The sequence below is a fragment of the Synechococcus sp. A10-1-5-9 genome, assembly GCF_047716785.1.
Classification (GTDB): Bacteria; Cyanobacteriota; Cyanobacteriia; order PCC-6307; family Cyanobiaceae; genus Synechococcus_C.
Genome location: NZ_CP180406.1, coordinates 1,245,244 through 1,259,412, shown reverse-complemented (window position 1 = coordinate 1,259,412; position 14,169 = coordinate 1,245,244). Strand labels below are relative to the sequence as shown.

The 14,169-nt window shown below is 49.0% G+C and carries 8 protein-coding genes; 3 read left to right on the top strand and 5 right to left on the bottom strand.

The genetic code is table 11. The annotated features are described in order from the left end of the window. The first annotated feature begins 98 nt into the window (after positions 1-98). Complete coding sequence (gene gltB / locus ACLM45_RS07195; RefSeq protein WP_415411265.1) at positions 99-4,697, top strand: glutamate synthase large subunit; 4,599 nt, start codon at positions 99-101, stop codon at positions 4,695-4,697. Positions 4,698-4,711: 14 nt separating this feature from the next. Further along, positions 4,712-5,053 carry a YciI family protein gene (locus ACLM45_RS07190; protein ID WP_415411264.1) on the top strand — a complete coding sequence of 114 codons (342 nt, stop codon included), beginning with the start codon at positions 4,712-4,714 and terminating at the stop codon, positions 5,051-5,053. A 376-nt stretch (positions 5,054-5,429) separates the two neighbouring features. Here ACLM45_RS07190 and ACLM45_RS07185 read toward each other — a convergent pair whose 3' ends face one another. Then, positions 5,430-6,344 carry a polysaccharide pyruvyl transferase family protein gene (locus tag ACLM45_RS07185; RefSeq protein ID WP_415411263.1) on the bottom strand — a complete coding sequence of 305 codons (915 nt, stop codon included), beginning with the start codon at positions 6,342-6,344 and terminating at the stop codon, positions 5,430-5,432. A gap of 162 nt (positions 6,345-6,506) precedes the next feature. On the opposite strand from ACLM45_RS07185, the gene ACLM45_RS07180 reads away from it, so the two are divergent. Further along, positions 6,507-7,796, top strand: coding sequence for a hypothetical protein (locus ACLM45_RS07180; RefSeq protein ID WP_415411262.1), 1,290 nt, complete (start codon positions 6,507-6,509; stop codon positions 7,794-7,796). Between the two features lie 246 nt (positions 7,797-8,042). Here ACLM45_RS07180 and ACLM45_RS07175 read toward each other — a convergent pair whose 3' ends face one another. From ACLM45_RS07175 to lipA, 4 genes are all read right to left on the bottom strand, one after another. After that, positions 8,043-9,041 carry a hypothetical protein gene (locus ACLM45_RS07175; protein WP_415411261.1) on the bottom strand — a complete coding sequence of 333 codons (999 nt, stop codon included), beginning with the start codon at positions 9,039-9,041 and terminating at the stop codon, positions 8,043-8,045. 239 nt (positions 9,042-9,280) lie between these two features. Next, positions 9,281-10,024: a sulfotransferase family 2 domain-containing protein gene (locus tag ACLM45_RS07170; RefSeq protein WP_415411260.1), complete on the bottom strand. Its 744-nt coding sequence runs from the start codon at positions 10,022-10,024 to the stop codon at positions 9,281-9,283. A 4-nt stretch (positions 10,025-10,028) separates the two neighbouring features. Further along, the gene (locus tag ACLM45_RS07165) at positions 10,029-13,208 is read right to left on the bottom strand and encodes a glycosyltransferase (protein WP_415411259.1); all 3,180 of its coding nucleotides are present in this window, start codon (positions 13,206-13,208) and stop codon (positions 10,029-10,031) included. A gap of 82 nt (positions 13,209-13,290) precedes the next feature. Further along, on the bottom strand, positions 13,291-14,169 hold the full coding sequence (lipA, locus tag ACLM45_RS07160) for a lipoyl synthase (protein WP_415411258.1): 879 nt from the start codon (positions 14,167-14,169) through the stop codon (positions 13,291-13,293).

Below are 14,169 nucleotides of genomic sequence, written 5' to 3'. Positions count from 1 at the left end.
AACCGGACGCTAGCCGGGGTGATCAATCCTTAGGATCTGAGATTATCCCGCCTTGGATGCCGATTCCACGGGGGTGATTGTCCGAATTCAAGAAGGTCATGTCTTATCCCACCGGATCCCTCTGGCCCTACAGCGACAGTGCTGCGCCTGAGTCGGTGGCCGGTGAGAAGGATGCCTGCGGCGTTGGTTTCCTGGCGCAGCTGTCAGGTGAGACCAGCCACTGGGTACTACAGCAGGCCCTGCGCGGTCTCGGTTGTATGGAGCACCGTGGTGGCTGTGGGGGAGACGGTGATTCAGGCGATGGTGCCGGCGTGCTCTGCCAGATCCCCTGGACGTATCTGAAAGCGGTTTGGCCCGAGGCGACGTCGGCCCGTGGGCTCGGAATGATGTTCATGCCCCGGGACCCCGAGAGGCGGGAACTGGCTCGCCGGTTCTGCAATGAGGAAGCCGAGGCTCTCGGACTGATATCCGCCGGCTGGCGGGCTGTACCGGTAGATCCATCCGTGCTGGGCCCCATGGCAAGGGACACCGCCCCGGTGATCGAGCAGTGGAGCCTCGCGGGCGGTCCCGAGGGTGATGCTTTTGAGGCGTTGTTATTGCGACTGCGTCGTCGGATCGGCGCCCGCTCCCGCAAGGCCTGGGGGTTTGAGGGATCCCGTGACTTGTATGTGGCGTCCCTGAGCAGCCGCACCGTTGTGTACAAGGGGATGGTGCGTTCCGAAGTGCTGGCGCAGTACTACGCCGATCTGCGCGATCCCCGTTTTGAAGTGAGCTTTGCGGTGTATCACCGCCGCTTCAGCACCAACACCCTGCCCCGCTGGCCCCTGGCTCAGCCGATGAGGCTGCTGGGCCACAACGGTGAAATCAATACGCTGTTGGGGAATCTCAACTGGGCGAAGGCCTCAGAAGCCAGCCTTGCAGACGTATGGGGTGAAGCCGCGGATGATCTGAATCCCGTGGTTAACCCTGCGTTCAGTGATTCGGCCAACCTCGACGCCACCCTGGAACTCATGGTGCGCAGTGGTCGCTCGATCACCGACAGCTTGATCACCCTGGTGCCCGAGGCTTTCCGCAACCAGCCGGATCTGGAGGATCGTCCTGAGGTGACGGCTATGTATGAATTCAATGCCGGCATCCAGGAGCCCTGGGACGGTCCAGCCCTATTGGTGTTCGCGGATGGTAAACGGGTGGGAGCCACGCTTGATCGCAACGGGTTGCGACCCGCGCGCTGGTGCACCACCGCCGACGGTTTCGTGATCATGGGATCGGAGACCGGTGTGGTGGATCTCAGAGGTAAGACGGTTGTTCAGAAAGGCCGTCTCGGCCCCGGCCAGATGGTGGCTGTGGATCTGGAGAACGGCCAGCTGCTCGACAACTGGACCGTGAAGGAAGACGCGGCTGGACGCTTCCCCTATGGCGACTGGCTGCAGCAGCATCGACGCAGTGTGGCGGCCCAACCCTGGACCCAGGAGCGTCAGATCGGCGAGCTTGATCTGCTGCGGCTTCAGACCGCCATGGGCTTCACCGCCGAAGACTTCGATTTGGTAATCGAGGACATGGCGGGACTTGGAAAGGAGCCCACTTATTGCATGGGAGACGACATTCCCCTGGCGGTGTTGTCGGACAAACCCCACCTCCTCTACGACTACTTCAAACAGCGCTTCGCCCAGGTCACCAACCCGCCGATTGATCCCCTGCGGGAAAAGCTGGTGATGAGCTTGGAAATGCATCTGGGTGAGCGGCGGCCGGCGCTGAAGCCCCAGGCAGAAGCCGCCTCCGTGATCCACCTGGACACTCCGGTTCTCAATGAAGCCGAGCTTGCGGCGATCGGCGAGCAGGGACTGCCTGTTGCAACCCTTTCGACCCAGGTAGCCGTCGAGGCCTGCGCTGGTGGTTTGTCATCGGCCCTTCAAGGGCTGTGCCAGGCGGCTGAGGAGGCTGTGCGCGGCGGTGCCCAGGTGTTGGTGCTCTCCGATCGTGTTGATGGCTCCGGTGCAGCTGCCCAGCTGACCGCCACCAGCGTGGCGATGCCGGCCCTCCTGGCCGTGGGGGCGGTGCATCACCACCTGCTGCGGCAGAAGCTGCGTCTGCGCTGCTCCTTGGTGATCGATACCGCCCAGTGCTGGAGCACCCACCACATGGCCTGCCTGATCGGTTACGGCGCCAGTGCGGTCTGCCCTTGGCTCACCTGGGAGACCACCCGCCATTGGCTTGCCCACCCCAAAACGCAGAAGCGGATCGAGCAGGGAAAGCTGCCCGCCCTCGATGCCAACAAGGTGCAGGAGAATGTGCGGCTGTCGTTGGAAAACGGCCTGCGCAAGATCCTCTCCAAGATCGGCATTTCGCTCCTGGCCAGTTATCACGGCGCCCAGATTTTTGAAGCGATCGGCCTCGGGGCCGATGTGATCGGCACTGCGTTCACCGGCACGACCAGCCGTGTGGCGGGAATGACTCTGGCAGAGCTGGCCAATGAAACGCTGTCACTCCATGCCAAGGCCTTCCCGGAGCTCAACCGCAGCAAGCTCGAGTTCATGGGCTTTGTGCAGTACCGCACCGGCGGTGAATACCACCTCAACAGTCCCGACATGGCCAAGGCCCTGCATGCGGCGGTCAAGACCGGGCCTGGATACGACCATTTTTCCACCTACAAAACCCTTCTTGAGAACCGGCCGGTCACGGCGCTTCGGGATCTTCTGGAATTCAAGTTGGCTCCAGCGCCGCTCCCCCTGGATCAGGTGGAAAGCGCAGAAAGCCTCTGCAAGCGTTTTTGCACCGGTGGCATGAGCCTCGGAGCGTTGTCGCGGGAAGCCCACGAGGTGCTGGCGGTGGCGATGAACCGCATCGGCGGCAAGAGCAACAGCGGCGAGGGTGGTGAGGACCCGGCCCGTTTCCAGATTCTTCACGATGTGGACGCCGATGGACGTTCGCAAGCATTTCCGAGCATCGGCGGCCTCCGGAACGGCGACACCGCCTGTTCGGCGATCAAGCAGATCGCCTCCGGACGGTTCGGTGTGACGGCCGAGTATCTGCGCAGCGGCAAGCAACTGGAGATCAAAGTGGCCCAGGGGGCCAAGCCCGGTGAAGGCGGTCAGCTGCCCGGCCCGAAGGTGGATCAGTACATCGCCTGGCTGCGCAACAGCAAACCCGGTGTGGCGTTGATTTCACCGCCGCCGCACCACGACATCTATTCGATCGAGGATCTCGCGCAGTTGATCCACGATCTGCACCAGGTGCACCCGAAGGCGCCTGTGAGCGTGAAGCTGGTGGCCGAGATCGGCATCGGCACGATCGCCGCCGGGGTGGCCAAGGCCAATGCCGATGTGATTCAGATTTCCGGCCACGACGGTGGTACCGGGGCCTCGCCGCTGAGTTCGATCAAGCATGCCGGCAGCCCATGGGAACTGGGCCTCACCGAGGTGCACCGAAGCCTGCTCGAGAACGGCCTGCGGGATCGGGTGCTGCTGCGTGCGGATGGCGGCCTCAAGACCGGCTGGGATGTGGTGATCGCAGCCCTGCTTGGCGCTGAAGAGTACGGGTTCGGCTCAGTGGCGATGATCGCCGAGGGCTGCATTATGGCCCGCGTCTGCCACACCAACAATTGCCCGGTGGGTGTGGCCACTCAGAAAGAGGCCCTGCGCAAGCGTTTCAGCGGTGTGCCCGAGCACGTGGTGAATTTCTTCTGGTATGTGGCGGAAGAAGTGCGTCAGCTGCTGAGCATCCTCGGTGTGGCCAAAATCGAAGATTTGATCGGCCGCAGCGATCTGCTTCAACCCCGTGCGGTGGATCTGGCCAAAACTCGGGGTGTGGATCTCTCCAGCCTGTTGGCACCGATCCAGGGTTCAGAAGACCGCTCTTGGCTCCGCCACAGCGCTGAAGCCCATGGCAATGGGCCGATCCTTGAAGATGAGCTGCTGGCTGATGCCGAGCTAATGGAGGCGGTGGAGCGCCACGAGTCTCTGAGCCGCACGATTACGATCATCAACACCGACCGCAGTGTCGGGGCACGTCTGGCCGGTGAGATCGCCCAGCGCCATGGCAACCGTGGCTTCAATGGCCAGCTCAACCTCACCTTCCAAGGCGCTGCCGGCCAGAGCTTCGGTGCCTTCCTGGTGAAAGGCATGAACGTGCGACTGGAAGGGGAAGCCAACGACTACGTGGGCAAGGGTATGAACAGCGGTCGCATCAGCCTGGTGCCGTCCGACGGCTGCTCCAATCCTGGCGATCAGGTGATTCTCGGCAACACCTGCCTCTATGGCGCCACAGGCGGTGAGCTGTTTGCTCTTGGTCGCGCTGGTGAGCGCTTTGGGGTGCGTAACAGCGGGGCACGCACCGTGGTTGAGGGAGCTGGCGACCATTGCTGCGAGTACATGACCGGTGGTGTGGTGGTGGTGCTGGGCAGCACCGGCCGCAACGTTGGGGCTGGTATGACCGGTGGTGTCACCTTCCTGCTGGATGAGGGAGACCGCGTCCTTCCTCGGGTCAATCCTGAGATTGTTGAGGTGTGCAGTCTCACCACGGCGCAGCAGGAATCCACGCTCAAAGAGCTGCTGGAAGCCCACGTGGCTGCTACCGGCAGCACCAAGGCTTCGGCATTGTTGGCCGACTGGGCTGCTGCGAAAACACGCTTCAAGGTGTTGATCCCGCCGAGTGAACGGGCGGTGATGGGGCTTGTCGATCAGCAAGCAGTGGCCGCCTGAACGGGTCGTTTTCCATGCCCTGGTTCGTCAAACACGAAACCTTCACGCCTGAAACGGCCGCCCTGTCTGTTGAGCAGAGGCGGTCTCACCTGGAGGCTCACCGGGCCTGGGTTGAGGAGCAGCTGGAGTCTGGGACTGTCATCACCACGGGGTTTCTGGTGGACGGGAAGGGCCTACCTGGTGGGGGTGGTCTGTTAATGGTCGAGGCCGAAAGTTATGCGCAGGCTCTTGCGTTGTTGCGGGGTGATCCGATGATTGCCCGTGGCCTTGTGGATTGGACCCTTCAGCAGTGGATACCTGTTGCAGGGTCACCGTTGATGGCGATCCTGTCTGCAGCTTCGGCCCGGCCCGGCTGAAACCCAATTGCTGAATTCGTGCCGATAGGCTTCCACAAGCGGCTTAAAATTGACCAGTATTAGATTTAATTATTCCGATTTTAGTGGTTCTGTTATTTACCCAGCGTTCAATAAAGGAATTTACTTAACCACCGCCGCCTTAAGGTTGCCGATTGCGTCGGTTTGAGAGCTTCGGGTGAGACTAAATGATCTTAATTATATGGAGAACACGTTTTATTCTCGCCATTCAGCAGTATGCCTTGGTGCATAATTTGGTTTAATCACTATAACACGTCTTGCTGAAAAGGGCTTTTGATTAACGAAATAGAATTAAGTGGCTCTTTTTCGTGTCCTCGCGAAATTTTGACTTGTGAGCGGGTCAATATAGTGCACAGACTTATGGCAATGGAATAGCATCATTAATTGTAAAACTATCTAGCCATTGATAGCATTTTTCGTATTCGTAATTGTATTTTCCCTCTAGGACTTCAGAAAGTATGTTTTCAATTTGATTGGCAGTACTTGCAATCGGAATATTAGCATTGGCCGACAAGAGAAGTCCTTCTATTTTATGACTATTACTTTTGATTGGAACAAAAGGGGTTTTTGCCAGTAGACAAGCGCAGATAGCATGATGCCTACCGGTAATGACTGCTTTTGAGGCAGCAAAGGATTTAATCAATTCGAACCATTGATAATTATTCAACATGTGCATCTTATATCGTTGCTTGAATCGTCCTTGCAGTTGCACCCAACATTTGAATTCATGACTATAGAGGTCAGTAATAGCGACATTTTTATGTAAACTTGATTTCTTAGCGATAGAGATTTCTTTTTTCTCAAAATCATTGAGAGCAAAGCATGCAATGTCTGGGGCTACTGTTGAATATATATTGTGATTTTGCTCTAAGTCTTTGCAAGACATTACCTCTCTTGTAACGATCTTCGAAATATATTTCAGTCTATCGCCAACATTGGAAGCAGAATTGTCCTGCCAAACGGTATTAATTAAAGATATATTTTTTCCCAGTGATGCCACAGTCTCAATCATATTTAGTTTGATTCTGCAATCTCTGCTGTTATGATGCATCGAGCCTTCGCCATTAATTATGACCATGTCGGCTTTATCTAAGTTTTCTACGATAAAATATTTATTTTTTACTAAATAATCCTTCAAAGTTTGCCATACAGCTTTAGATCCGCAGTGGCAATTAGAGTGGTTACCAAATAGAAAAATTTTTCTCATAATAAATAAATCTGTGTTGCAATACTTTTGTTGAAAAGGCTCTTTAGCATTTATGATTTGGATCATTATACTCTATCTTAGATTGGCTACCGGTAAAGTTAAAATTTTATAGGAAGCGCTTTAAATGAATAACTCAGTGTTTTGGGCCGAATCAGATCGGCTATTTGCTTCCTTGGGCGCTAACTGAGTGATCGCTTGCTAAGATTATTGTTTCATTTAACTCACGGGGTGAATTCCAAAAATCTAGCCGACTTGATAAAAGGTGAATTACAACAAAAAAATTTTTCTTTGCCACTATTTAAAGAAATTCTGCGTCTTACACGTTTAAGAGGACAGCGTCGTACATCATTGTATTACTGTGAACAGTATATTGCATGTAATCCATTAGATATATTTGGCTATGAAAATGCAATTAGGGAAATGCTTGTGTTAAATATGTTTGATGAAGCTCTAGACGTACTGAATCAAATACCAGACGCTATAGCAAGTACACCTGCTTCTGCAGAGCTACACGAAATGCTAGGCGATGAGAGAAGTGCTAATAGGATATATCGCAATCACCTCTCAAATAATAACTTAGACGGTCTCAAGAAACAACTAATCTTACATAAAATAGCCAAAAACTATGTTTTATTGGGTGACATGGAGTCTGCCAATCAAACAATCAGCCAAATTAATTTACCTTCGAATTGCCGAAATATCAAAGTTCTGAATGACGTCCATTTGCTTAGGGAATATTCTTTTGCAATGTCGGAATCTCCTCCGGCAATTGAAAATGCGGACTCTTTATTGCCTAAGTTTTTGAAACCTGATAAGTTAATGAAGCAATTTTTCAGTAAGTGTCAACAATACACGGATATTGTTTTGATAGCCAACAATCCATCTTTGCGCTTAAGCTTAGCTGATATAACTAAGATCCAGCATTTTGCCAATCCCTTATTTGTCTTCATGAATAAGGGTAATCCTTGGATCAAGAGCACACTGCAAAAATTCTGGTCCCGAAACTTTTGTGAAGCATTAATATGTCGTCAACAATTTTTGGTTGCCCCTAAAACAGGTGAGTATTATTATTCTCCTATTTCTTCTTTGGGTCTTCAATGGCTACTCCTTTCAGGGGGTAGTGAACGTTCGAAAGTCTCTAAGTTGTCATACAAATTTTGCGAAAAAAATAATGTTTATTGGTTCCCTAAGGTTATATCTCGTGCCACTAAATTAAATTATTCTCGAAGTACTTACTTTAATAAGGACAACAAAGAGGTCTTGAAATATCCATCACAAGGCTGGCAAAGTTCAATGTTATTTATGCTTTTGCAACAAGACTATCCTGAGATTCATTTACATCTTGCTGGATTTGATTTGACTGATCATTATATACTAAATATTGGAATCGCTAATCATGACTTTTTGCATGAAAGGAAAGCGCTTTCAACTTTATATGATCAAGGCTATTTTTCAAGATTAGGCTATTCAGGAGAGGAATCTAAAAGATTTAAAATCCCTGTCTGGGAACGCATGTAGTGCTTAATATGATCTATTTTGTGCAATAAATCACCATTGATGGCATGAATTTATAGATTGTCGATATTCTCGGGTTTTTGCCATGATAACGTCAAAATTGCTCGTGTAGCTTATTAAGTGTTTGCTATTATAGCTTGCTTGTTAGTAGTTAGCATAAGAAAGGGAAAATTAGCATGAACCTTTAATGCATGCCTTGAAGAAAAATTATATAATGAAAAATTATGAACTTAAAAATAATTTCCCCCTTTAAGTAATTGAGAGCGCTTGGCAATCCATGAGGTTATTGAATGCTCCCAATAAAATTTGCTGCTTTAATTGTTTGTCCAATGAAAAGTTATGATTGGCTTCTAAATAACTCAACAATTGATGATCTATATCCCGAGAGGGAGGCAGTTCGTATTCAGCAAAGCTTTTCAAGTATGGCTCTCTACCAATTGCATCTGCAACGCTTGAATTGTACTCAGAACGACTTCTGATTTTAGACGCTGTACAATCGTCCACTTGAAAAGGTCTACTCCATTCAGGGGCAATGGTTGATATTGATGAGAGCTGATTGTAATCAAGTAATTCGTTGCCTTGATAATTATGCAGTAATTTTAAAAATAAAAGGTCTCCTCCAATGGAGGGATTGACTCGAAGAGAAGGTAATTTGATGTTTAAATTAGCAGTTTTTAAAAAATCAACCACAACATCGTTGTTCTCAAGCGATTGATGGTCAAACCATTTTAGTTTCATGTCTCCATAATTTTTCCAGTTTTCAATCAGATTTTTTTGGCTTTCAAATTTGCCAGAAAGGTAAGCTCCGAATGGTTGATATATCGTCTGAGCGTGAATAAACTGTCTGTACGCTGCAATAGCGTAATCAAGGTGCTCGCGAAAATAGCAGATGATTGTAATATTTTCAGGGCCGAGTGCCTTTAGAAATTCCTTGACATTTACGAGATCGCAAATGTTTTGAAATGCTTCGCTTGAAATGATTATCGTGTGTTCTTCTTTCTGTCTTTCGACTAGAATTTTTTCGGCAATTTGTGTTGGGTTTATTTGTATTTGTTGTAATTTGGGGTTGAGTGCTTTTGCAATATCATGATGAGCTACCCTACCGCCGCGACCATGCTTTGGATATAAAATTCCTGCCGCTGAGAGTAAATCGACGTTTCTGTTCAGGCAATGTTGTATAGAACTTGTTCCTGATTTATGTCGACCAATATGTAGAATAACACGCTTTAGATTCACTTTTGATGCCATATTTGAGCATATGTTACCATGCTCGAAGAGGCTCGGTGAAACATAAACTTAATTTCATCTGGCTTTGATTGGCTCTTCTGCGCTATTGGTTTAAAACGGATTATAGGCTTGCATAAATGTTAGAAAAATCGACGCAACTGCAGTGAAGATCGGAGCTTTTTACAGTGCTCGATCGATTGTTGGTTGTGAATCAAATGATTGTTCTTATAAATGCGGTTGAAGCTTTAGTTGGCCTTTGCTTAGGCTTCGGTATGTGATGTTGCCGCGTTTGTATTAAGGAAGTGACGCATAGATTCCGCCAGTCTTTCTCGGCCGACTTTCCATACCTGCTTATCATTTTTATTGCATTCGTGAAGCAGTTGATTTAAAGCAGGGCTGAAATCTATTTCGAAATCATTTGATCTATTTGTGTGGGTCAAGTGAACCTTGAAGTCTGAGAACTGATCTTGCAACATCGATTCCATTAGTGTTAAGGATTTTTCGAATTCTTCGACAATTCCAACCATTGAGAAACTATCAAGTGCTGCGATAGCACGCTCTTTTTGATGAGCTCGAGCGAGCGTCATTGTTGCTAAGCGCTCACTCTGAAAGTTGCGGCATTGCGTATCTCCATCTTTTAAAAGACGTGTGACAACGTAATCTTCAAAATTGACCTTCTTTGCTAGGTTGGCGCCCCAATTATCGACCTTTTGATTACGTTCAAATTTATATGCAGAAATAATTCTTCGGATCGGATTCCTGAGCATAATAATCGAAATAATGTTGGTGTTTAAGATTTTTGGTATTGGTCCAGTCATCGTGTGTGATGAGAATGCTATGGCTTCAGGATTGTCCAGAATCCAAGCTTTAACATCTTCCGAGTTGTCTTTGGCAGACTTAAATTCTTTTGTGATCCATTGCTGTTGAAAATTGCTTTTTAAAATCTCATCAATGGAGGTTCCCGCGTTTTTGAACAAATGGTAGTGTAAAATGATTGAACGCATTGTGCTAAGGCAAAGAAGAGTAGATGTCAATTGATTCCAGTATTCTCCTCATCTTTTCCCTGCCTGTTTTGAATGAGTAATTGTCAATGACAAATTTTTGTGCTTTTTCTGTTATTTTAAGCCATAGTTCTTCATCGTTTAATAAATGATGAATCGCCTCTTCCCATTCATCTACTGTCTCAGCAACAAGGCACTCTTCGCCATTGCGCAGACCAGTGCCTTCGGCCGCAACTGGTGAAAGAATCGTTGGGATGCCATGTGCTGCTGCGCTCAAGACTTTGCCTTTAATCCCAGCTCCACTGAGCAATGGTGCAATGAAAATTTTGTGGTGATCAAAAGCATTATGGATATCTTCAACAAAGCCGACTGGATAAACATGGTCAGCGGTTAAATCTTCCTTGTCTGTTGCTGACATGCCGCTTCCATAAACGTGAAGATTGATATTTGTACTAAGGTGACAAAATACGGTGTTGATAAACCACTCAATTCCCTCCTTGTTGGGTGGATGGTTGAAGCTTCCAAGGAAAGAAAGTCCTTGCCTTTTGATGCTTGGATCAATGATTCGCTTTGGTGCTTCTACCACCCAAGGGCATGCTAATGGTTGAATATTTCCCTCGGAATGGCTGAAAATAACGCTATGCTCTATTTCGTTATAGCTTATAACAATGTCAGCCTGCATCATCATCAACATTTCATTGACCTGTGTTTCCTTTGCTTGATTGATGAGCTCTATGTTTCTTGTTCTTGCTGCAGCCCTGAGTTCGCGTAAAAAATGCAAATCTGCATTGCATAGTATGATTTTTGCGCTGCCACAATGACGCTTAATTGATTCGACGCAAGAGGACAAAATTGTATATCTTGTTACGTATATGACGTCAAATTCTGAGCCTCTTGCTTCGAGGAATGAATCAGTCGATAAATAAAACGGTGCTGTGATAACCTCGACGCCATCATTTTGAAGCGCACTTTTGTATCCACCAAGATCTTGAAGGCTTTCAGGGATGAACGTTGCTTTGAAGCCAAGCGATTGAAAGAGTTTAATCTCTTGAAGTGCCGCATAGGACCCTGCATCGCGATCTCCCCGTGGCATTTGATGATCGATGAACAGTACTCGGCCTACGATATTTCTGTCTTTCTCAAGATCTGGTTGATTGCCGATAGGGCTATGGGTTGAAAAGGTTTGCGACCAGCGTTTTTTGAATTTCGGGCGATTGACTTCTTGATAACGCTTGTAACCTTGACTTGTGTCTGTTCCGCTCGTTAGGCCCTCGAAGTGATAGATCGTTGATTCAGGAATATAATATGTTTTATAGCCTGCTTCTCGAACCTTGAAGGAAAAATCTGTGTCTTCAAAGTACATTGGTTTCAGGTAATCAGAGAACCCTCCAACTTCATCCCAGATTTTTTTAGTGGTCATCATTGCTGCGCCAGATAGGTAATCAACTTGGCGTGCGTAACTAAATCTTGGATCCCAAGGATTCTGTCCATGTCCATAATTCCAGGGATCACCCGACTTCCAGACGATTCCTCCAGCATCTTGGAGGGTTCCATCCGGATAGAGAAGTCTTGACCCCACTAAGCCAACCTGATCGAAGCGCTCGAACCCATCGATGAGAGCGTCAAGCCAGCCAGATGTCACTTCTGTGTCATTATTCAGAAGCACAACATAATCAGACTTGGCAATTGAAACACCTTCATTGCAGCACTCTATAAATCGTAGAGGTTTTTTGTTGTGAAGAACAGTGATTCCTTTGATGATTTTTTCCAGTTCACACGTCTCGTCGCTGGAGCCATCGTCAATAACAATGATCTCAAAGTCGTGTTTGTTGACGGATAACAAGAGAGAGCAGAGGCAGTAGTAAGTGACTTCTACTTTGTTGTGCGCGGGGATGATGATCGATGCTTTAGGCTTATCTGTGCGCTCTGGAAAAGTGATTGATTCAAGTGTTAGTGTCTTGTGATTGAGGTCAAGAGTTTTAATTGCTGTTGCCAGCGAATTTGAATCTTTTTTTGAGCCGTGAATTAAGTTGTTTTTGATCGATTCTTGTCGATGAGAATTCCTTAGGCTGAAATCCATGGGAAAGATTTTTCTGCCTTCTTCAATTAAAAAATCTTCTTCCACCATCAAGCGTGGCGGGCTGATTGCAATTTGATCGTAAATTTGAGCTCCACACGCATCTGTTAAGCTTGCAATGGCTGGCTCGCCTTTCAAAAACTTTGGCGGAAGAGAAAGTCGCATTTCCGGGCCTGAAAACTTGAATATTTTGGCAAGCTTCTCGTTGACGTATAAGCACATTAAAGAGTCTTCCTTCGCAGCGGTGATTGTGACGGTATGATTGAAATTAGCCTGAAAAGTCGCTGATTCCTTGACAGGGGAAAAAATCTTCTCTCTTTCTCCGTCTGACCATTCAAGATATAAAGAGTCGTCTGATTGATGCGTGAATTTAGGGACTTTTATTTTGTATAAATGAGCATTTGTGCTGTCGGGAGGGTGGCCATTGGTCCTTGGTTTGCAGGTCTGTTGATCCTGTTCCTGGGGTCTTATTGATAGTCCACCTATAAAATAAAAGCAGTCCTTGGTGTTCTTCTCGGTCTCGCGCTTATGTGTGAGGTAGCCATTGATCGTTATCTTGCCTTGATAGGCCTTGATCGGAATTGAAAAATGTGAATAACCCCTGACCTCTTGGCCGCCCTTTTTCCTGGCGTCGAAGTTAATAAGCTCTTCTTTTGTTCTTTCTCCCTGTTCGTATGCGATTGTCAGCGATCCTTGACCGCGGTGACAGGCAAGATAGCCTTCCAAGATGAGCGTTTTAGGGACGTTGACTTCGATTGAAAAAGATTTGATTATATGGATTATTCTGGGTTTTTTAATGTTACTTATTTGTAGGGCGGCGGTTGCTGTTCCTGCGATCGACCAGTCCTTTAATTCATTGACTGAAATTCTGCAATCGTCTTCGGGTGTGGATGTCAGTGATTGGACTAAGTCATAGTCATCTGTGAGGTCTTTGTTTGCTGTTGAGAGTTTTGTGAGAAGTTTTCTTTTGTCTTCTTCTGTGCCGGTTAAAGGCTGAAACAATGATGAGTTGTTTTCCCCTTTGGTGACACCAATGAGTTCGGGGGATTTGCTGTCTTCAGGCTTGAAAACGTAAAGAGTATTTTCTTCCAGGCTGCTGAAAGAACGCATTTCTCTTGTTGCTGCATTGGTATGCAAATTATCTCATGAGCTTATTGTTTGATCATCTTCGTTTTTTGTAAATCAGAGATTCTCAGCGTGCGTGTTGTTGCATGAGCCGCTGCACCTCGCCGGCGTGATAGCTGCTGCGGGTCAGGGGGGTGCTCACCACCTGCAGAAAGCCCAGTTCCTCTTCGCCGATGCGGCGGTAGGTGTCGAACTGCTCAGGGGTCACGAAACGATCTACAGCCAGGTGCTTGGGGCCTGGGGAGAGGTATTGGCCGATGGTGACGATGTCCACCCGATGGTCGCGCAGATCCCGCAGGGTGCTGATCACTTCCTCGTCGCTCTCCCCCAGGCCCACCATCAGTCCTGATTTGCTGTAAGCCCTGGGCCAGTCGTTGCGGACCCGCTTCAGTAGCTCCAGGGAGCGCTCGTAGATGCCCTGGGGGCGAGCCAGGCGGTACATCCGTGGCACGGTTTCGATGTTGTGGTTGAGCACATGTGGTGCTCCCGCCATCACTGTGGCCAGGGCCTCCCAGTTGCCGCAGAAGTCGGGAATCAGGAGCTCGATCGTGGTGAGCGGAGAGCGTTGCTTCACCTGTTCGATGCAGGCCACGAACTGGGAGGCTCCCCCATCCGGCAGGTCGTCGCGGTTCACCGAGGTGATCACCACATGCTTCAGACCCAAACGCGCCACCGCTACCCCGAGCCGCTCCGGCTCGGTGGGGTCGAGCGCACGGACGCTCTTGTCGAAGTCGATGTCGCAGTAAGGGCAGGCGCGGGTGCAGCCTGGCCCCATGATCAGAAAGGTGGCGGTGCCGCCGGCGAAGCACTCGCCGATGTTGGGGCAGCTGGCCTCCTGGCAGACCGTGTTCAGCTTCAGGTCGAGCAGAAGATCGGCAACAGCACCGATGCGCTCCCGCTGCGGCGCTTTCACGCGCAACCACTCGGGTTTCAAGGCGGATGTCAT

What these genes read in the sequence shown, in the direction of transcription:
- ACLM45_RS07175 (WP_415411261.1), bottom strand. Translation starts at nt 9,041, where the DNA reads ATGGCATCAAAAGTGAATCTAAAGCGTGTTATTCTACATATTGGTCGA.
- ACLM45_RS07165 (WP_415411259.1), bottom strand. Translation starts at nt 13,208, where the DNA reads ATGCGTTCTTTCAGCAGCCTGGAAGAAAATACTCTTTACGTTTTCAAG.
- gltB (WP_415411265.1), top strand. Translation starts at nt 99, where the DNA reads ATGTCTTATCCCACCGGATCCCTCTGGCCCTACAGCGACAGTGCTGCG.
- lipA (WP_415411258.1), bottom strand. Translation starts at nt 14,169, where the DNA reads ATGACATCCGCCTTGAAACCCGAGTGGTTGCGCGTGAAAGCGCCGCAG.
- ACLM45_RS07185 (WP_415411263.1), bottom strand. Translation starts at nt 6,344, where the DNA reads ATGATCCAAATCATAAATGCTAAAGAGCCTTTTCAACAAAAGTATTGC.
- ACLM45_RS07190 (WP_415411264.1), top strand. Translation starts at nt 4,712, where the DNA reads ATGCCCTGGTTCGTCAAACACGAAACCTTCACGCCTGAAACGGCCGCC.
- ACLM45_RS07170 (WP_415411260.1), bottom strand. Translation starts at nt 10,024, where the DNA reads ATGCGTTCAATCATTTTACACTACCATTTGTTCAAAAACGCGGGAACC.